General features: G+C 61.3%; 14 protein-coding genes and 1 pseudogene. 7 read left to right on the forward strand and 8 right to left on the reverse strand.

Translation table 11 applies throughout. The features are described from left to right. The 8 genes and pseudogenes from RG836_RS15165 to RG836_RS15200 all read right to left on the reverse strand — a co-directional run. On the reverse strand, positions 1-993 hold the full coding sequence (locus RG836_RS15165; RefSeq protein ID WP_310846895.1) for a vWA domain-containing protein: 993 nt from the start codon (positions 991-993) through the stop codon (positions 1-3). Then, the gene (locus tag RG836_RS15170; RefSeq protein WP_310846897.1) at positions 980-1,561 is read right to left on the reverse strand and encodes a DUF4381 domain-containing protein; all 582 of its coding nucleotides are present in this window, start codon (positions 1,559-1,561) and stop codon (positions 980-982) included. Before RG836_RS15170 ends, RG836_RS15165 begins: the two co-directional genes overlap by 14 nt. Next, positions 1,558-2,484, reverse strand: coding sequence for a DUF58 domain-containing protein (locus RG836_RS15175; protein ID WP_310846899.1), 927 nt, complete (start codon positions 2,482-2,484; stop codon positions 1,558-1,560). Before RG836_RS15175 ends, RG836_RS15170 begins: the two co-directional genes overlap by 4 nt. Further along, positions 2,481-3,461: an AAA family ATPase gene (locus tag RG836_RS15180; protein WP_310846901.1), complete on the reverse strand. Its 981-nt coding sequence runs from the start codon at positions 3,459-3,461 to the stop codon at positions 2,481-2,483. Before RG836_RS15180 ends, RG836_RS15175 begins: the two co-directional genes overlap by 4 nt. 49 nt (positions 3,462-3,510) lie before the next feature. After that, the gene (locus tag RG836_RS15185) at positions 3,511-4,464 is read right to left on the reverse strand and encodes a SphA family protein (protein ID WP_310846904.1); all 954 of its coding nucleotides are present in this window, start codon (positions 4,462-4,464) and stop codon (positions 3,511-3,513) included. Positions 4,465-4,565: 101 nt separating this feature from the next. Next, positions 4,566-6,032: a DUF1254 domain-containing protein gene (locus tag RG836_RS15190; protein ID WP_310846905.1), complete on the reverse strand. Its 1,467-nt coding sequence runs from the start codon at positions 6,030-6,032 to the stop codon at positions 4,566-4,568. Between the two features lie 9 nt (positions 6,033-6,041). Continuing rightward, positions 6,042-6,833, reverse strand: a complete 792-nt coding sequence (locus RG836_RS15195) for a hypothetical protein (RefSeq protein ID WP_310846907.1) — start codon at positions 6,831-6,833, stop codon at positions 6,042-6,044. Between the two features lie 226 nt (positions 6,834-7,059). Next, positions 7,060-7,146: pseudogene (locus RG836_RS15200) on the reverse strand (YciI family protein); the annotation flags it as partial. Between the two features lie 145 nt (positions 7,147-7,291). On the opposite strand from RG836_RS15200, the gene tpx reads away from it, so the two are divergent. From tpx to RG836_RS15235, 7 genes are all read left to right on the forward strand, one after another. Continuing rightward, positions 7,292-7,792: a thiol peroxidase gene (gene tpx, locus RG836_RS15205; protein ID WP_310846910.1), complete on the forward strand. Its 501-nt coding sequence runs from the start codon at positions 7,292-7,294 to the stop codon at positions 7,790-7,792. A 176-nt stretch (positions 7,793-7,968) separates the two neighbouring features. Further along, positions 7,969-9,285, forward strand: coding sequence for an MdtA/MuxA family multidrug efflux RND transporter periplasmic adaptor subunit (locus tag RG836_RS15210; RefSeq protein ID WP_310846911.1), 1,317 nt, complete (start codon positions 7,969-7,971; stop codon positions 9,283-9,285). Then, positions 9,282-12,386: an MdtB/MuxB family multidrug efflux RND transporter permease subunit gene (locus RG836_RS15215; protein WP_310846913.1), complete on the forward strand. Its 3,105-nt coding sequence runs from the start codon at positions 9,282-9,284 to the stop codon at positions 12,384-12,386. Before RG836_RS15210 ends, RG836_RS15215 begins: the two co-directional genes overlap by 4 nt. After that, on the forward strand, positions 12,383-15,490 hold the full coding sequence (locus RG836_RS15220) for an efflux RND transporter permease subunit (RefSeq protein WP_310846916.1): 3,108 nt from the start codon (positions 12,383-12,385) through the stop codon (positions 15,488-15,490). The genes RG836_RS15215 and RG836_RS15220 overlap by 4 nt, the downstream gene beginning before the upstream one ends. Next, a complete protein-coding gene (locus RG836_RS15225) occupies positions 15,487-16,968 on the forward strand; it encodes an efflux transporter outer membrane subunit (protein WP_310846918.1) in 1,482 nt (493 codons plus the stop codon). Before RG836_RS15220 ends, RG836_RS15225 begins: the two co-directional genes overlap by 4 nt. Positions 16,969-17,282: 314 nt before the next feature. Continuing rightward, entirely contained in the window at positions 17,283-19,364 is a 2,082-nt protein-coding gene (locus tag RG836_RS15230; RefSeq protein ID WP_310846920.1) for a putative bifunctional diguanylate cyclase/phosphodiesterase, read from the forward strand. A 152-nt stretch (positions 19,365-19,516) separates the two neighbouring features. After that, positions 19,517-20,263, forward strand: a complete 747-nt coding sequence (locus RG836_RS15235) for an SDR family oxidoreductase (protein ID WP_310846922.1) — start codon at positions 19,517-19,519, stop codon at positions 20,261-20,263. Positions 20,264-20,534: the final 271 nt, after the last annotated feature.

Consider the following 20,534-nt stretch of genomic DNA (forward strand, 5'->3'; position numbering starts at 1 on the left):
TCAGGCCTCCTGCGTCTGGCGGGCCTGCAGCAGGCGCGGGCGCAGCATCGCACCGAAGTGATACACCGCCAGCAGCCCGAGCGCAGTGCCCAGCGGCCACCAGAACAGGTCGCGCTTGGGTTGGTGGGTGAGGGTTTTCACCTGGTGCGGCGTCAACTGGTCCAAGGTGCTGTAGACCTGATCCAAGGCGCTGCGATCTTCCGCGCGGAAGAAGCGCCCGCCGGTGCTGGCGGCGATTTGTTGCAAACCCTGCAGATTGACCTTGGCCTCACCGGAGGCCGTCGGGTCGCCGATGCCGATGGTGTGAATCACCACGCCTTTGGCGGCGGCCATGCTCGCGGCGTGATCCGGCGTAATCGCGCTGCTGGTGTCGTTACCGTCGGTGAGCAGGATCAGCACTTTCTCTTGCTCGTGGGCGGCGTCGAGCATTTTCAAGCTCAAACCGATGGCGTCGCCAATCGCGGTATTGGGCCCCGCCATGCCGATGCCGGTGTCGTTCAGCAGCAAGGACAGGCTGGTGTGGTCGAGCGTCAGCGGCGCTTGCGGGTAGGCGCCGCTACCGAATACGATCAGGCCGAGGCGGTCGTCCTTGCGCTTGTCGATAAAGCCTTGCACCACTTGCTTGACCGCTGCCAGACGATCCATTTTTTGCCCGCTGGCGTCGGTGAAGTCGGCGGTTTCCATGGACTGGGAGATGTCGATGGCGAGCATCAGGTCGCGCACCGGTTGCTGGCGCTCGATGGGTTTTTCGACGTAGACCGGCCGGGCGACGGCCACCACCAGCAAGCCCCACACCAGTAAATTCAGCAGCAATTGCGCGAGGTTGAGGCGAGTGCCGGCCTGGCTCGGCGCCTGGCCGACCGCGCGACTCATGGCGGCGAAAAACGGTACGCGCACGGCACTGCGCGCTTCGCGATAATCCGGCAGGTAGCGATAACCCAGCCACGGCAGCGGCAACAGTAGCAACAACCAGGGGTAATCAAGCTGCCACATGATGCTGCTCCACCCAGGTCTTGCTGAGGGCGAACAACTGCTGGCGCTGTTGTTCGGGGAGCGCCGCCAGGGTCGCGTCCGAGGCGTAGGCGAGTTGCGCGAGCTGTTGGGCGAAATCAACGGGCAGCTGTTGTGGGCTGTGTTGTTGCAGGAAGACTTGCCATTTGTCTTTACTTAGCGCCGCAGGCCCCTGTGGGAACGAGTCTGCTGGCGAGGGCAGGCTGGCAGTCGACCTGTGTTTTGAATGGGAGGGCCATTTCGCGAGCAGGCTCGCTCCCACAGGGGAGGGTTTGGGCATTGAGAGCGCTACGCGCTTGAGTAACTCCGGCAATTGCCGGAGTGCGGCCACCGGATCGCCGTTGTTTTGCAGTTCAGCCAGGCGCACCAGGGCTTCGCGCCGATAACGATTCTGCCGCCAGTGCCAATACCGCCGGGCGCCGATCACTAACGCGGCACCGATCAACAATGCCAGCAATACCCACCAGCCCCAGGTCTGCGGCACATAACTGACGGGCGCGGGCAGGCTTAACTCTTTGAGTTGATCGATACTCGGGATAGCGTTGCTCACCGCTGAGCCCGCCCGAGTTCGGCGCGCAGTTGCGCCTCTGCATCGCTGGCGGTGCTGAACATCATCAGCGGCACCTGGCTGCGGCGCAGCAAACTGGCGACGTCCTTGAGTCGGCCGCTGAGAAAATCCCCCAGGGGTTGGCGGACCTGACGCTTTTCCACCGCCAATTCCACTTGCAACTGGCCTTGGGTCACCAGCAAACGGCCGTTGTTCGGCAAGTTAAGGGCGAGCGGATCGTAGACCTGCATGGCAATCACGTCGTTGTGGGCCGATAACTGTCGCAGCAGTTGCAAGGTGCGCGGTCCGGCCCCGGCGAAGTCGCTGACGATGCAGATCAAGTGATCGTGCCCGGCCAACGCCAGACACTGTTGAAGGACCTTGTCGAGCTGGTCGTCGTCCTCGGCGTCCGGGTTGTTGGCGTTGAGGGTCTGATTCTGTTCAGCGATGCGGCTGCACAAGGCTTCGATGCGTTTTCGACTGCGTAACGGCGCGATGCGGTCGATGCGTTGGTCGTTAAATACCAGGCCGCCGACCCGATCGCCGGCGCTGAACACCATCCATGCGGCCAGAGCGCCGAGTTCGGCGGCCAGCGCCGATTTGAAACTGCGCTGCGAACCGAAGAACATCGACATGCGCTGGTCCACCAGGATCAACGCCGGGCGGTCGCGTTCTTCGGTGAAGGTGCGCACCACCGGTTTGCCGGTGCGCAGGGATGCCCGCCAGTCCAGGTGGCGCAGGTCGTCTCCCGGTTGATAGCGGCGCAACTCGTCGAAGTTCAAACCCCGACCGCGCAGGCGCGAGGCATGGTTGCCGGCCAGAATGCTGGCGCGGGGCTGGCGCGCGAGGAAACTCAAGTCGCGGGCCTTGAACTCCAGGGCCATCAAGTGCGCCAGAGAAACGTAGACCAGGCCATCGGTGTTCATGCCGGAATCGCAACCTTGTCCAGCAGGCGATCGAGCACCTGATCGGCGGTTACGCCATCAGCGACCGCGTCGTAGCTCAGTTGCAGGCGATGACGCAGCACCGGATGCACCACCGCGCGGACGTTGTCCGGGGAAACGAAATCCTGGCCTTGCAGCCACGCGTCGGCGCGTGCGCAACGGTCCAGGCCAATCCCGCCACGGGGGCTGGAGCCAATGTTGATCCAGCGACCCAGATCGGCGTCGTAGTCCGCCGGATGCCGGGTGGCGTTGATCAGGTCAATCAAATAGCGGTCGATGGCCGGCGAGACGTGGATCGCGCTGACCTCGCGCCGCGCCGCGAAGATCACCTCCTGCGACAACGCGAAACCTTGGGCGGGTGGGGGCTTGGCGCCCGCCGCGAACTCTTCTTCGCGCAACAGCCGCAGCACCTGACTCTCGTTTTCCGCGCTCGGGTAGTCGAGCAACACTTTCATCAGGAAGCGATCCATCTGCGCTTCTGGCAATGGGTAGGTGCCTTCCTGCTCGATCGGGTTTTGCGTGGCTACCACGATAAATAGCTCAGGCAGTGAGTGGCTGTTGCCAGCCACGGTGATCTGCCGTTCTTCCATCGCTTCCAGCAGCGCGGCCTGGACCTTGGCCGGGGCGCGGTTGATCTCGTCCGCCAGAATCAAATTGCCGAACAGCGGACCAGGCTGGAAGCGAATTTCGTTTTTGCCGTCGACCTGATGCAGCACCTCGGCGCCGGTGATATCCGATGGCAGTAAGTCCGGGGTGAACTGGATACGACTCATTTTCGCGTCGAGGTGCTTGGCCAGCGCCTTGACCGTCCGGGTCTTGGCCAGCCCCGGCAGGCTTTCCAGCAGCAGATGCCCATTGGCGAGCAATCCCACGAGAATTTGCCGAATCACTTGATCCTGGCCGAGCACCGCTTCGGCGATGCTGGCCTGCAGCGAATTAAGGTCGTTGAGCGCGGTCATGGGGTCGTCCTTACCTTAAACATGAAAATCGCGAGTCGCAGTCGGTGGCTCAGAAAAACGCCAGTGTCAGGTTGACGCTGAAGCCATTGCCTTCGGGGCGGTTCTTGGTGTCGAACTCTGGCACCCAACGGGCGCTGATATTGGCTTGCGCATCGGCGAATTTGCCGCTCCAGCCAACCACCGGCCCTGCGCCCACCGCACGTCCGCGAAAGCCATTCAAGGCATCGGCGGTCTGGCCTTTGTCGTCGGTGATCTGCTGAATGTAACCGGCCGCCAAACCGGCATTCCAGCCATTGCCGAAACCGTGGGTCCATAAGGCGTCGAGGCTGAAAATGTTGCCGTTGCGGTAATCGGTCGCGTCGTTTTCGGTGTAGAACTCCAGCCCGCTGGATACGGTGAACTCGCCGCCCTTGCCATCCAGATGGGTGAAGGCGACCGTGGGCATAAAGGTGTAATTGTTCTGCCCAGGGTTGGCCAGGCGATCGTCGTTGTACGCACCGGTCGGCACGTAGATCGGCAGTGAAAAAGAAATGTGGTTGAGCGCATCGAAGTGATAACCGGCGGCAATCGGCGTGACCAGCGCATCGGCGAACTGGGTGCCGGAGTCATCGGTGCCGAGGGTCCGGCCGCGCGGGCCGGTGACGCTGGCGGTAATGTCGGTGTACTGCACCGGCACGCCGATGGCCGAGGCGTAGTTCCAGCGACCTTTGCCGGTGTCCCAGACATGGGTCAGGTTGGCCATGGTGTAAGAAACTTTCATTTCGATCCCGGCACTCAATTCGCCGGAAATCGGCACCGCGCGGCTGCCCTTCAATTCACCGTCGTACCAGATACTGGTCAACGACATCACCCAACCGGGTTCCGGCGGCACGATCCCTGCATTGGAAAACACTTGCTGGCCGGTAATTGGCCGACCGACCCCGCCCTCAGCCGCCCACAGCATCGGGCTGCCGCCTATGACACAGAGCACCAGCAACGGACGCATCACACGAGGCTTGAACATCATGAGCTCCGATTATTGTCAGTGAGACCGGCAGGGGACAGCAGCATGGTGACGCGGGTGGCGTGCGCTCCCGTGGATGTTTTGGCAGTCATGGTCAGTCCTTAATCCACAGCCTGGATATCGTCGAGTTTCCAGCTTTTATCGAAGTAGGCTTCGGTCGGCGCGTACAGCCGGAAATAGCTGAACCAGTGCTTGCCGGGGAGGGTTTGCACCCAGTTGTTTTCGAAGCCTGTGGGCGCGCTTGGGCCGAAGTACAGGTCTACCGAACCGTCGGGGTTTTTCTTCAGGTCCTGGCGGGATGACAGGTCGGCCTTGCGTTGCGGATTGTCGATCAGTGTGCGGCTGCCGATGTCGTAGACGGTCATCGACCAGAACTGCTTGGCTGGCGGATTGGCGCCGACATGCAGTCGGTAATTTTTGCTGCCGTCGAGCCATTGGCCGTGGTTGTCGGTGTAGGCGCCGAGGTAGGTCTGGCCGAGCCCTGGCGTCTTTGAGACCATGCCTTTGGTGTTGGTCACGGCTTCGTAGAACCAGGCGCTGCGCTCCCATAACTGATCGTAATAGGCCACGCGTTGCGACGGCTCGGCGATGTTCAGCACGGTGTCCCACTGGCGGTCCGGCCAGTACTGGGCGTTGGCGAAACGCTTGGCGAAGGTGTTGGCCTGGGCGATCAATTCCCCGACCTGCACCCCCTCGGTCAAAGCCTTGCGCTGCCGTTCATTGGGATTGAAGGGGCGATCCTTCTCGATGCCGAGGCTGGCGAGCATCGCCATGTAGAAACGGTCCCGCTCGTTGACCGGCTCTTTCTGAATGATCTGGTGCAGCCGTTCCCAGTAGGCCATACCGCGCGGCTGGGTACCGGACCAGGCCTTGCCGGCGGGTGACAGCAAGCGGGTTTTCGGCGGCGCATTGCGCTGGGCATAGGGGTACATTTTGAACTGCTCGACCAGCGCCTTGCCCTTGGCCGGGTCGGGCTCGAGAACACGAAAACCCACGAGCACGTTCATGGTTTCCGACTTGGCCAGGTAATACTTGCCCGCGTCCGCTGGTGGCGTGGCGCCCGGCGGCAGTACCAGGTATTTGCCACCCTTGCCTTTGTCCGGGCCGGTCTGGCCCATGTCGATAATTGCCCGCTGCCAGAAATCGCCCACGCCACCGGCAGTCGGCCCTGGCGGCAGTTCAATCACCAGCGGCCCGGTTTCATTGAGGTCGACAAAACCCAGGATGTAAGGCGTGGTGGCGTTGGCGGTGATCACCCCCAGCTTGTCTTCATAGCTGTTGAGCACCATGAGGTCGCCGTCGCGCGCGTCGAGTTTGTCGCGGAACTCTTCCTGCCATTGCGCATAGGCCACCAGCGGCAATGCCCACAAATAACTTTGCGTCGCCTGCTGAAAGTCCAGCTCTGCATAGAGCTTGTCGATCGACTCATGCGCCGGCAGTTCGCCGTCCATGGCAATCGGGCCGATGCGGGTGTCCAGATTGTGAGTGTCTGTTGCTTGTGCGCCGACCCCACAACTGACGAACATGGTCATGAGGCTGAAACCGGCTGCGCGAAGTGCACCGTGCATAAAATGTCCTTACTTGCCGAAAGTGACGTTGATCCCGGCGAACAGGGTGAACTGCGGCAGGCCATCGCCTTTGCGTTCGACGGTCCACTGCGGTTCAACGAATGCGTTGAGGATGTTGCTGCCGGACTTCCAAGCCTTGCCTACGCCCAAGCCAATCGGGATGTAATGGGTGTCGTTCTTGAGATCGAAGGTCCAGGTGCCGGTGGAGCGCAGGTACCAGCCTTTGGGCAGGTTATGAATGATGAAGGGCTGCAACGTCGCCGATTCGACATGTGCGCGGTCATGATCACCGGCGAACGAGCTTTGGTATTGCACCAGCGCGCCAAGCAGCCCGCGCGGCGAAGAGTCGATCGCAACGGCCGCCAGCCCGGCCTGCCACTTGCCGGTGCCCAATTCATCCTGTTCAGCGGTGGGTGCGGTGATCTGCGGACCGACGCCCAACTGCACGCCATCGGTCTTGAGCAGGAAAATATCGAACAGGTTCAAGTCACCGATGCCGGTGCTGTAGCCGTTGTGCGGATCGGGGCGAGTGCTGATCGGCAATGTGGCGCGCAGTAGTTGCGGCACGCCGATGAAATCATTCGGGGCCATCGGCAAGGTGCCGCGCAGCAACGCGTCATTCGTGTGCGCGTTACTGTCGAACAGCTTGGGCGTGTAGTAGTCCTGCAGGTTAGCGCCCGGTGCCAGATTCAACGGGTTGTTACTTTTGTTCGCCGTGTCGGCGTTATCCGCCTGCGCATAAAAAGCAGGTGCCAGGACTGCCGCCAATAGACAGGCGTGGACGCTCCGTGTGTTTAACATATCCCCGGTTCCCTGGTGGCTGGTAGACAACTCGGCACTTGGCGGCCGTCACTCCGTAATCCCTTTCCTATCAAGCCTCTAGAACAGGTCTTTTGACGTTAGCAGCTAGCAGCGGGTTAGCCAGTCGAAAGTGTTAATTCGTTGGTTTTCATGCGTAAAAAATTTTTACCTGCGTGTACTAAAAAGTACATACAGATCAAGAGGCTGGCCTCGGTGGCTGCGGTTCGTTAGCGATTGCAGTTACCAACTCTTCGCCAGACTGCGTGCCGGCCTCGGAATCGGCGCTGGCTTTCACCCGGATCATGAATCGCATGCTCGTGCCTCTGTGAGTTGAGGGGATTCGCTGGATAGTCGAACGGGGGAGGGGAGAATCGACAAGTGAGGCAAACACCCCGATTTCATGGTTAACTTCTGCCTCTCCAAATTTCCTGATAACAACCTTCATAAGGAATATTTTCATGGCTCAAGTCACCCATCGCGGCAATCCGATCCAAGTCAACGGCGAATTGCCACAAACCGGCTCCAAGGCGCCAGCCTTTTCCCTGGTGGCAGGCGATCTGTCGGACGCGACCCTGGCCACGTTTGCCGGCAAGCGCAAAGTCCTGAACATCTTCCCAAGCGTTGACACCCCGACTTGCGCCACTTCGGTGCGCAAGTTCAACGCCCAGGCCAACGACATCAGCAACGCCGTGGTGCTGTGCATCTCCGCCGACCTGCCGTTCGCCCAAGCGCGTTTTTGCGGTGCCGAAGGCCTGGAAAACGTCAAGAACCTGTCCACCATGCGTGGCGCCGAGTTCATCAACAATTATGGCGTGGCCATCGCTGAAGGCCCGCTTAAAGGCCTGACTGCTCGTGCGGTCGTGGTGCTGGACGAGAATGACAACGTGCTGCACAGCGAACTGGTCAGCGAAATCGGCCAGGAGCCGAACTACGAGGCGGCCCTCGCTGTCCTCAAGTAAGCCTCATTACAATTGTTAACGGCCTGGCCCTGTCCAGGCCGTTTTCATTTGTGATTCAGTGTCTTGGCCAAACATCCTGAAACGTAAGCCCAAGGTAAATTGCCGGTAAAGCTGCTTTGCTAAAACGTCTTCAGTGCTTATCGTTCAGCCTCCCGTAAAAGAAGCCCACGCGCCTAATGGTTAACCACTCCATGCAATCCTCCGCCCCACGCAATACCCGTCGCTGGCTATTCGGCCTGCTGATCCTGCTGGTCATCGCGGCCCTGTGCTGGAAGTTCTGGCCGGCCGGCGAAGCCCACAAGGAGGGCGCCGAGCCGAAAGCCGCGGCCGGGCAGACCGGGCGTGCTGGCATGGCCCGTCCTGGTTTCGGCGGCGCGGCCGGGCCGATTCCGGTGCGCGTGGCGCCGGCGATCAAAGGCGATTTCCCGCTGTATTACAAGGCGCTGGGCACGGTGACGGCGCTCAACACCATCAATGTGCGCAGCCGGGTGGGCGGCGAGTTGATCAAGGTCAATTTCGAAGAAGGGCAGATGGTGAAGGCCGGTGACCTGCTGGCGGAAATCGACCCGCGGCCGTACCAGAACGCCTTGCTTCAGGCCGAGGGCACTTTGCTGCAGAACCAGGCGCAATTGAAAAACGCCCAGGTTGACGTCGAGCGCTACCGCGGCCTGTTCAAGGAAGACAGCATCGCCAGGCAGACCCTCGACACTGCCGAGGCGCTGGTCGGCCAATATCAGGGCACGGTCAAGACCAACCAGGCAGCGGTCAATGACGCCAAGCTCAATCTCGAATTTACCCGGATCCGCGCGCCGATCGCCGGACGCCTCGGCCTGCGGCAACTGGACGTCGGCAACCTGGTAGCGGCCAACGACACCGCGGCTCTGGTGATCATTACCCAGACCCAGCCGATCAGCGTCGCCTTCACCTTGCCGGAAAACAGCCTCGACACCGTGCTTGCCCGCTACCGCAGCGGCGCCAAGCTGTCGGTCGAAGCCTGGGACCGCGGCGACGTGAAATTGCAGGCCACTGGCGTGCTGCAAAGCCTCGACAATCAGATCGACATCACCACCGGCACCTTGAAGTTCAAGGCTCGTTATGAAAACCGCGATCAATCGTTGTTTCCTAATCAGTTCGTCAACGTGCGTTTGTTGGCCGACACCCTGAAGGACGTAGTGCTGGCGCCCTCGGCGGCGATCCAGTTCGGCACCAACGGCACCTTCGTCTACGCCCTCGACGGCGATAAGAAGGTCAAGATCCGTCAACTGAAGATCGGCGCCAGTGACGGCGAAAACACGGTGGTTACCGAGGGTCTGGCCGCCGGTGATCGCGTGGTGCTGGAAGGCACCGACCGCTTGAAGGAAGGCAGTGAGGTGGAAGTGGTCAATGACAGCCAGGAAGTGCCGACCACGCCGACCGAACACCTGCAAGGCAAGTCGTCCGCCGCGGCGCCGGATGCAACCCCGTCTGACAAGGCGAAAAAGGGCGGCGCATGAATCTCTCGCGGCTGTTCATCCTTCGCCCCGTCGCGACCACCCTGAGCATGCTGGCCATTATCCTGGCCGGCGTGATCGCCTATCGGTTGCTGCCGGTGTCGGCGTTGCCACAGGTGGACTACCCGACCATTCGGGTGATGACCCTGTACCCCGGCGCCAGTCCCGATGTGATGACCAGCGCGGTCACCGCGCCGCTGGAGCGCCAGTTCGGACAGATGCCGGGCCTGACCCAGATGGCGTCCACCAGTTCCGGCGGCGCTTCGGTGTTGACTCTGCGTTTCAACCTCGACATCAACATGGACGTCGCCGAGCAGCAGGTGCAGGCCGCGATCAACGCCGCGACCAATCTGCTACCCAAGGACTTGCCGGCACCGCCGGTGTACAACAAGGTCAACCCGGCTGACACCCCGGTGCTGACCCTCGCCATCACTTCGAAAACCATGTTGCTGCCCAAGCTCAATGATTTGGTCGATACGCGCATGGCACAGAAAATCGCCCAGATCAGCGGCGTCGGCATGGTCAGCATCGCCGGCGGCCAGCGCCAGGCGGTGCGGATCAAGGTCAACCCGGAAGCCCTGGCGGCCAATGGCTTGAACTTGTCGGACGTGCGCACGCTGATCGGTGCGTCCAACGTCAACCAGCCCAAGGGTAACTTCGATGGCCCGACCCGGGTGTCGATGCTCGACGCCAACGACCAGCTCACTTCGCCGAAAGACTACGCCAACCTGATTCTGGCTTACGCCAACGGCGCGCCCTTGCGCCTCAAGGACGTCGCAGAAATCGTCGACGGCGCGGAAAACGAACGCCTCGCTGCGTGGGCCAATGAAAACCAGGCGGTGTTGCTCAACATCCAGCGTCAGCCCGGTGCCAACGTGATCGAAGTGGTCGACCGGATCAAGGCACTGCTGCCGAGCATCACCGACAACTTGCCGGCCGGCCTCGACGTGGTGGTGCTGACCGACCGCACCCAAACCATCCGTGCTTCCGTCACCGATGTGCAACACGAATTGCTGATCGCTATCGCCCTGGTGGTGATGGTGACGTTCCTTTTCCTGCGCCGCTTCAGTGCGACCATCATTCCCTCGGTGGCCGTGCCGTTGTCGTTGATCGGGACCTTCGGCGTCATGTACCTGGCGGGGTTTTCGGTCAACAACCTGACCCTGATGGCCCTGACCATCGCCACCGGGTTCGTGGTCGATGATGCCATCGTCATGCTGGAGAACATCTCGCGCTATATCGAAGAAGGCGAGACGCCGTTGAATGCTGCGCTGAAGGGCGCGAAGCAGATCGGTTTTACTCTGATTTCCCTGACACTTTCGCTAATTGCCGTGCTGATCCCGTTGCTGTTCATGGCCGATGTGGTCGGGCGGTTGTTCCGTGAATTTGCCATCACCCTGGCGGTGGCGATCCTGATTTCCCTGGTGGTGTCCCTGACGCTGACGCCCATGATGTGCGCGCGTTTGCTCAAGCGTGAGCCGGAGCCAGAAGAACAAAGCCGTTTCTACCGGGCGAGCGGGGCGTGGATCGACTGGTTGATCGCCCGATACGGGACCGGTTTGCAATGGGTACTCAAGCATCAACCGCTGACCCTGCTGGTGGCCATTGGCACCCTGGGCCTGACGGTGTTCCTGTACATGGTGGTGCCCAAGGGTTTCTTCCCGGTGCAGGACACCGGGGTCATCCAGGGGATTTCCGAAGCGCCACAGTCAGTGTCGTTCGCCGCCATGAGTGAGCGCCAGCAACAATTGGCCAAGGTAATCCTCGAAGATCCGGCGGTGCAGAGCCTCTCGTCCTACATCGGCGTCGACGGCGATAACGCCACGCTCAACAGCGGGCGCCTGCTGATCAACCTCAAGCCGCACAGCGAACGGGACCTGAGCGCCACGGAGGTGATCGCACGCCTGCAGCCCACCCTCGACAAACTGATCGGTATCCGCCTGTACATGCAGCCGGTGCAGGACCTGACTATCGAAGACCGGGTCAGTCGGACCCAGTATCAGTTCAGCATGTCGTCACCGGACGCCGAGTTGCTCAGCCTGTGGAGCGGGCGCCTGGTGCAGGCACTGGCCCAGCAGCCGGAACTGACCGACGTGGCCAGTGACTTACAGGACAAAGGCTTGCAGGTTTATCTGGTGATCGACCGCGATGCGGCGTCGCGCCTCGGTGTGTCGGTGGCCAACATCACCGATGCCTTGTACGACGCGTTCGGCCAGCGGCAGATTTCCACCATTTACACCCAGGCCAGCCAGTACCGCGTGGTGCTGCAGGCCCAGGCCGGTGAAAAGATCGGCCCGCAAGCGCTGGACCAGATTCACGTCAAGACCACCGATGGCGGCCAGGTGCGCCTGTCTAGCCTGGCGCGGATCGAAGAGCGCCAGGCGCAATTGGCCATTGCGCACATCGGCCAGTTCCCGGCGGTGATGATGTCGTTCAACCTGGCGCCCGGCGTGGCGTTGGGGCATGCGGTGGAGGTGATCGAGAAAGTCCAGCAGGATATCGGTATGCCGGTGGGCGTGCAGACTCAATTCCAGGGCGCCGCCGAAGCGTTCCAGGCCTCGCTGTCGAGCACCTTGCTGCTGATCCTAGCGGCGGTGGTGACCATGTACATCGTGTTGGGTGTGCTCTACGAGAGTTATATCCACCCGATTACCATTCTCTCGACGTTGCCGTCAGCGGCGGTCGGCGCCTTGCTGGCATTGATTCTCAGCGGCAACGACCTGGGCATGATCGCGATAATCGGCATCATTTTGCTGATTGGTATCGTCAAGAAGAACGCGATCATGATGATCGACTTCGCCCTCGACGCTGAGCGCAACCAGGGAATGGACCCGGAAACCGCGATCTACCAGGCGGCGTTGCTGCGCTTCCGGCCAATTCTGATGACCACCCTGGCGGCGTTGTTTGGCGCGGTGCCGTTGATGCTTGCCAGCGGTTCCGGAGCCGAGCTGCGCCAGCCCTTGGGGCTGGTGATGGTCGGTGGTTTGCTGGTCAGCCAGGTGTTGACGCTGTTCACCACGCCGGTGATTTACCTTTACTTCGACCGTCTCGGCCGACGCTGGGGCCGCAAGGCTGACGCGGTCGAGCCGGTAGAGCAGCCATGAACCTGTCCGGACCTTTCATCAAGCGCCCGGTCGCCACCATGCTCTTGAGCCTGGCGATCATGCTGCTGGGCGGTGTGAGCTTCGGCCTGCTGCCGGTGGCGCCGCTGCCGCAGATGGATTTCCCGGTGATCGTGGTCCAGGCCAGTTTGCCGGGGGCCAGCCCCGAGGTGATGGCGTCCACTGTGGCCACGCCGCTGGAACGTTCCTTCGGCGCGATTGCCGGGGTCAACACCATGAGCAGCCGTTCCAGCCAGGGCTCGACCCGGGTGATTCTGCAGTTCGACCTCGACCGCGATATCAATGGCGCCGCGCGGGAAGTGCAGGCAGCGATCAACGCCTCGCGCAACTTGCTGCCCAGCGGCATGCGCAGTATGCCGACCTACAAGAAGGTCAATCCGTCGCAAGCGCCGATCATGGTGCTGTCGCTGACTTCGGATGTCCTCGAGAAGGGCCAGCTCTATGATTTGGCGTCGACCATCCTCTCGCAGAGCCTGTCGCAGGTGTCCGGGGTCGGTGAGGTACAGATCGGCGGCAGTTCGCTGCCTGCGGTACGGATCGAACTGGAGCCGCAACTGCTCAACCAGTACGGCGTGGCGCTGGACGATGTGCGTAACACCATCGCCGATGCCAACGTGCGCCGCCCGAAAGGTTCGGTGGAGGACGATCAGCGGCTGTGGCAGGTGCAGGCCAACGACCAGTTGGAGAAGGCCAAGGACTACGAATCGCTGATCATCCATTACAACGACGGCGCGGCGTTGCGTCTCAAGGATGTGGCCAAAGTCAGCGACGGCGTGGAGGACCGCTATAACAGTGGCTTCTTCAACGATGACGCGGCGGTGCTGCTGGTGATCAACCGCCAGGCCGGCGCCAACATTATCGAGACGGTCAACGAGATCAAGGCGCAGCTACCCGCGCTGCAAGCGGTACTGCCGGCGAGCGTCAAGCTGAACCTGGCCATGGACCGCTCGCCGGTAATCAAGGCGACCTTGCACGAAGCGGAAATGACCCTGCTGATCGCCGTGGCCCTGGTGATCCTGGTGGTGTTCCTGTTCCTCGGCAACTTCCGCGCTTCGTTGATCCCCACGCTAGCAGTGCCGGTGTCGCTGGTCGGCACTTTTGCGGTGATGTACTTGTACGGTTTTTCCCTGAACAACCTGTCGCTGATGGCGTTGATCCTGGCCACGGGCTTGGTGGTGGACGACGCGATCGTGGTGCTGGAGAACATTTCCCGGCACATCGATGAAGGCGTCGCGCCGATGAAGGCGGCTTATCTTGGTGCCCAGGAAGTCGGCTTCACCTTGCTGTCGATGAACGTGTCGCTGGTGGCGGTGTTCCTGTCGATCCTGTTCATGGGCGGGATTGTCGAGAGCCTGTTCCGCGAGTTCTCCATCACTCTCGCGGCGTCGATTATTGTGTCGCTGGTGGTGTCGCTGACCCTCACTCCGATGCTGTGCGCCCGCTGGCTCAAGCCGCACATACCGGGCCAGGAAAACCGTTTGCAGCGCTGGAGCCAGCGTGCCAATGAGTGGATGGTCGGCAAATATGCCACCAGTCTGGACTTCGTTCTGCGTCATCGGCGCCTGACCTTGCTCAGCCTGATCCTCACAATCGTCGGCAATATTGCGCTGTATGTGGTTGTGCCTAAAACATTTATGCCGCAGCAAGACACTGGCCAATTGATCGGCTTTGTCCGTGGTGATGACGGTCTGTCATTCAACGTCATGCAGCCGAAAATGGAGATTTTCCGCCGCGCCGTGCTCAAGGACCCGGCGGTGGAAAGTGTCGCCGGTTTCATCGGTGGCACCAACGGCATCAACAACGCGTTCATGCTGGTGCGGCTGAAACCGATCGCGGAACGCAACATTTCGGCGCAGAAAGTCATCGAGCGCATGCGCAAGGAAATGCCCAAGGTGCCGGGCGGGCAGTTGATGCTGATGGCTGACCAGGATCTGCAGTTTGGTGGCGGTCGCGAACAGACCACGTCGCAATATTCCTACATCCTGCAAAGCGGCGACCTCGGTTCGTTGCGCGAGTGGTACCCGAAAGTCGTCACCGCGCTCAAGGCCTTGCCGGAGCTCACCGCCATCGACGCCCGCGAAGGGCGGGGCGCGCAGCAGGTGACGCTGGTGGTCGATCGCGATCAGGCCAAGCGCCTGGGCGTCGACATGGACATGGTCACCGCGGTGCTGAACAACGCCTACAGCCAGCGACAGATTTCGACTATTTACGACAGCCTCAACCAGTACCAAGTGGTGATGGAGGTCAACCCTAAATATGCACAAGACCCGATCACCCTGAATCAGGTGCAAGTGATCACCGCCGATGGCGCACGGATTCCGCTGTCGACCATCGCGCATTACGAAAGCAGCCTTGAGGACGACCGGGTCAGCCATGAAGGGCAGTTTGCTTCGGAGAGTATTTCTTTCGACATGGCGGACGGCGTGACGGTGGAGCAGGGCTCCGTGGCGATTGAACGGGCGATCGCCAAGGTCGGCTTGCCGGAAGACGTGATCGCGAAAATGGCCGGCACCGCCGATGCCTTCGCCGCCACACAAAAGAGCCAGCCGTGGATGATCCTCGGCGCGCTGGTCGCGGTTTACCTGGTGCTGGGTGTGCTTTATGAAAGCTACATTCACCCGCTGACCATTCTCTCGACACTGCCATCGGCCGGAGTCGGTGCACTGTTGTCGATCTACGTGCTGGGCGGCGAATTCAGTCTGATTTCCCTGCTGGGGCTGTTCTTGCTGATCGGTGTGGTGAAGAAAAACGCGATTCTGATGATCGACCTGGCGCTGCAACTGGAGCGCAACAAGGGCCTGAGCCCCGTCGAATCGATCCGCAGCGCGTGTTTGCAACGCTTGCGGCCGATTTTGATGACGACCCTGGCGGCCATTCTCGGCGCCTTGCCGTTGCTGCTCAGCGGCGCCGAAGGGGCGGAAATGCGCCAGCCGCTTGGCCTGACCATTATCGGCGGCCTGGTCTTCAGCCAGGTGCTGACCCTTTACACCACCCCGGTGGTTTACCTCTATCTCGACAAGGCGCGCCATCGTTTCAACCGCTGGCGCGGCGTGCGCACTGATGCTGCCCTGGAAACTCCGCTATGACTGACCGTACGCCTCTCAATCTTGCCACTGCCCTGGTGGCGGCCCGTGGTTCGCGCCTGCTGAGTCTGTCGCTGTGCGCGGTGATGCTCAGTGCCTGCGCCGTCGGCCCGGACTATCAGCGCCCGGAAACCGCCGCGCCCATCGAGTACAAGGAAGCCAAGGGCTGGCGCCAGGCAACGCCGAGCGATTCCCTGGCCCGTGGCGCCTGGTGGGAGCTGTACGGCGATCAGCAGCTCAACAGTTTGATCGACAAGCTCAACACCTCGAACCAGACCGTGGCGCAATCCGAAGCCCAGTACCGTCAGGCCCAAGCCCTGGTGCGCAGTGCGCGATCGGCGTTCTACCCGACCATTGACCTCAGCGCCGGCAAGACTCGCTCCAGCCAGGGCACCGGCAGCAGCAGTTCGAGCCTGAGCAGTTCGTCGAGCGGCATCCGTGACACTTACAGCACCGAGTTGGGCGTGAGCTGGGAGGCGGATGTCTGGGGCAAGTTGCGTCGCGGCCTGGAAGCGGACAAGGCCAGCGCCGAAGCGAGTTTCGCCGACCTGGCCGCCATGCGCCTGAGCCAGCAGTCGGAACTGGTGCAGAACTACCTGCAATTGCGGGTAATCGACCAGCAGAAGCGCCTGCTCGAATCCACGGTCGCGGCCTATCAGCGCTCATTGACCATGACCGAAAACCAGTATCGCGCCGGGGTTTCCGGGCGTGACGCGGTGGCCCAGGCGCAGACTCAGCTGAAAACCACCCAGGCCGATCTGGTGGATTTGATCTGGCAGCGGGCGCAGTTCGAGAACGCCATCGCCGTGCTGACCGGGGTGCCGCCAGCGCAGTTCAACCTCGCAGAGACCCAGGACATCCCGGCACTGCCGGAAATTCCCGTGGGCCTGCCATCGCAGTTGCTCGAACGCCGGCCGGACATCGCCGCTGCCGAGCGTTCGGTGATTGCCGCCAACGCCGAGATCGGCGTGGCTACCGCCGCCTACTACCCGGACCTGACCCTGAGCCTCAGCGGCGGCTACAGCAGCAGTACGTCAAAGGATTTGATCAGCCTGCCGAACCGCTTCTGGTCGGTGGGGCCGCAGCTGTCGCTGCCGATCTTCGATGGCGGCCAGCGTTCGGCGGAACTGGAACGCACTGAAGCAGTGTACGACCAGACCGTCGCGCAGTACCGGCAGACCGTGCTCGACGGTTTCCGTGAAGTGGAAAACTATCTGGTCCAGCTCAAGGTGCTTGAAGAAGAAGCCGGCGTGCGCCAGGAAGCCCTAGACGCCGCGCGCCAATCCCTGCGCCTGACCGAGAACCAGTACAAGGCTGGCCTGATCGCCTACCTCGATGTGGTGGTGGTGCAAGCTACCGCACTGAGCAATGAACGCAGCGTATTGAACCTGCTGCAAAGCCGACTGATCGCCAGCGTGCAATTGATCGCGGCGCTGGGCGGCGGTTGGGATGGGCAGACCCAAGTGGTCGACAAAGACTGATCCATGCGCCTGGCAATGGAGCTTACGCATACCCCCTGTGGCTAGGGAGCTTGCTCCCGCTTGAGTGCGCAGCACTCATATGGAAATCACGGTCACTGAGATTTGGGGTCTATTACGCAGCCCAGCGGGAGCAAGCTCCCTCGCTACAAACACGGGGCGTCTGGGACGGGGTTTCTGAGGTCAAACTAGCGTTTCATCGGCTTGATGGCGCTTTGCTCACTTTGTGAGTGCGTTAACCTTTGGAATCAGTACAATCGCGGTCTTTTACCCCGCCGAGAAGGGAAGCGAGCCGGCGGGTCGTTTTGAGAGATTTCATGCTGACCGGTACTTATTCCCCCACGCTGGTGTTCATTTCCTTGTGTGTGGCGATTCTCGCTTCCTATACCGCCCTCGACCTCAGCGGGCGGATCGCCACCGCCCAGGGCCGTGCCGTGCATTTGTGGACATTGGGCGGTGCCTTGGCCATGGGCGTCGGGGTCTGGTCGATGCACTTCATCGGCATGCTGGCATTCCAATTGCCGATCGATCTGGGTTACGACATCTCGATCACCGCGCTGTCCTTGTTGATCGCGGTACTCTCCTGCGGCTTTGCCCTGTGGCTGGTCAACCAGTCGACACTTGGCGCATGGCAATTGGGCATCGGCGCACTGATCATGGGTGCCGGTATCAGCGCGATGCATTACACCGGCATGGCGGCCATGCGCATGCAGCCCGGCATCGACTACGACCCGAGCCTCTTCGTTGCCTCTTTGCTGATTGCGGTGGGTGCCTCGGCCGCCGCATTGTGGATTGCTTTCCGCCTGCGCCGGCACACGCCGTATGTGGGGCTGTTCCGCGCCGGCGCCGCGGTGGTCATGGGGTTCGCCATTGTTGGCATGCACTACACCGGCATGGCGGCGGCGCGCTTTGCCGATGGCAGTTTCTGCGGGGCGGCGGCCAATGGCTTGAATGGCAACGGCCTCGATGGCCTGGTGCTGATCACCACGCTGGCGGTGTTGAGCATTGCCTTGCTGACCTCGATCCTCGACGCGCGCCTCGAAGCGCGCACCGCCGATCTTGCCGACTCCCTCACCCAAGCCAACCGAGAACTGACCCAATTGGCGCTGCACGACACCCTGACCGGCCTGCCTAATCGCATGTTGCTGGCTGATCGCATCGATCAAGCGATGTCAGTAGTGCTGGACCAGGGCGGCTGTTTTGCGCTGATGTTCATCGATCTGGACGGCTTTAAACCGGTCAACGATGCGTTCGGGCACCATATGGGCGATCAGTTGTTGCGCGAAGTGGCGCTGCGGTTGCGGGAAGACTTACGCAGCCCCGACACCCTGGCGCGGATCGGCGGCGATGAATTTGTGTTGCTGGTGCAACTCGCTGAACCGGACGATGCCTTGCGCGTGGCCGCTCGGCAGGTGGCGTTGATCGGCCGGTCGTTCCGGGTGGCTGAACATGAATTGCAAATATCCGCCAGCCTGGGCATCGCGCTGTTCCCCGGCAACGGCCTGACCGCCGATGAGCTGCTGATGAACGCCGACGCCGCCATGTACCACGCCAAAGGCGCGGGCAAAAACGGTTACAGCTTTTTCGACGCCTCGATGAACAGCAATGCCCGCAAGCAGTTACTACTGCTACAAGACTTGCGCACGGCACTGGTGGAGCAACAGTTCAGCCTCTATTACCAACCGAAATTCGACGCCAGCAACGGCCGCCCGGTCGGTGCCGAGGCGTTGCTGCGCTGGGAGCATCCAACTCAGGGCCTGTTGTTGCCGGACAAATTCATCGACCTGGCGGAAAAAACCGGGCTAATCATCCCGATCGGCGACTGGGTGCTGAACGAGGCGTGCCGACAGATGCGCGAGTGGTACGTGCTCGGCTACACCGAGTGGCGCATCGCCGTAAACCTCTCGGCGTTGCAGTTTTGTCACGCCGGCTTGGTGGAGAGCGTGGCGAAGGCCTTGGCGACCCACCATTTGCCGGCCAACAGCCTGACCCTGGAAATCACCGAAACCACCGCCATGAGCGACGCCGACGCCAGCATGACGGTGTTGCAAAAACTCTCGGAAATGGGCGTCGACCTGTCGATCGACGACTTCGGCACCGGTTACTCGAGCTTGATGTACCTCAAGCGTTTGCCGGCCAACGAGTTGAAAATTGACCGTGGCTTTGTCCGTGACCTGGAACATGACAGCGATGACGCGGCGATTGTCTCGGCGATTGTTGCTCTCGGTCAGGCCTTGGGCTTGCGGATTGTCGCCGAAGGGGTGGAAACCGACGTTCAGCAAACCTTCCTGACCAAACTTGGCTGTGACTCGCTGCAGGGTTATTTGCTGGGGCATCCGCTGCCGGCGGAGCGGTTTTTGCGGGATATTCGTTTGGCGGAACAGTCTGTGGTCGATTGAATGGGGCTGCTGCGCAGGCCAGCGGGAGCAACCTTCCTCGCTACAACAGCGGGAGCGAGCGGCCTCGACACAACAGATAGAGCTCATGCAAATCCTGTCATGGGCGGTTATTCTTGAGCGCGATTGCACAGCGTGGATTGGGGAAAACCAGTATGGACAAAGTTGTCGTCATCACCGGTGGCAGCCGCGGCATTGGCGCCGCCACTGCCTTGTTGGCCGCTGCACAGGGCTATCGAATCTGCATCAATTACCAATCGGACGAACAGGCGGCGCAGGCCGTGCTGGAGCAAGTCCGGGCCTTGGGTGCTCAGGCGATCGCAGTGCGCGCCGATGTCAGCATCGAAGATGAAGTGATCAGCCTGTTCCACCGGGTCGACAGCGAGCTGGGTCGGGTCACCGCGCTGGTCAATAACGCCGGCACGGTCGGGCACAAGTCGCGGGTCGACGAGATGTCCGAATTTCGTATTCTCAAATTGCTCAAGACCAACGTGCTGGCGCCGATCCTCTGCGCCAAGCACGCGCTGCTGCGCATGTCGCCCAAACATGGCGGGCAGGGCGGCAGCATCGTCAATGTCTCCTCGGTGGCCGCGCGCCTGGGTTCGCCGGGTGAATACGTTGACTACGCCGCGTCCAAAGGCGCGCTGGATTCCTTCACCATTGGCCTGTCCAAGGAAGTTGCCGGAGAAGGCATTCGTGTCAACGCGGTACGCCCCGGCTACATCTACACCGCTTTCCACGCCCTGAGTGGCGATCCTGACCGGGTCAGTAAACTCGAATCCGGCATCCCCATGGCCCGAGGTGGTCGGCCGGAAGAGGTGGCGGAAGCGATTGTCTGGTTGCTGTCGGACAAGGCTTCTTATGCCACTGGGACTTTTATTGATCTTGGTGGTGGGCGTTAAACCTCAGGAACTCAAATGTTTGCTCCGGGGGGCGTTCCGACGAAGGCGCCAAGCCTGCTGGCACGTTTCTCGAAAACATCATGGACTCTGTGGGAGCTTGGCTTGCCAGCGATGACTTCTGTTCAGGCACTAGAGATTTGGCAGGTGTACATATCCATTCCTTAGGTGATGGCCTCCATTGGTTCCGCTCTTACAGCGGGTCACTTTGAAAAGCCCAAAGTAACCAAAGGCTTTCATCCCCTCCATTCGGTGCCTCGCTAAGGCTCGGCAT

It is taken from the genome of Pseudomonas rhizozeae (genome assembly GCF_031583775.1).
Taxonomy (GTDB): domain Bacteria; phylum Pseudomonadota; class Gammaproteobacteria; order Pseudomonadales; family Pseudomonadaceae; genus Aquipseudomonas.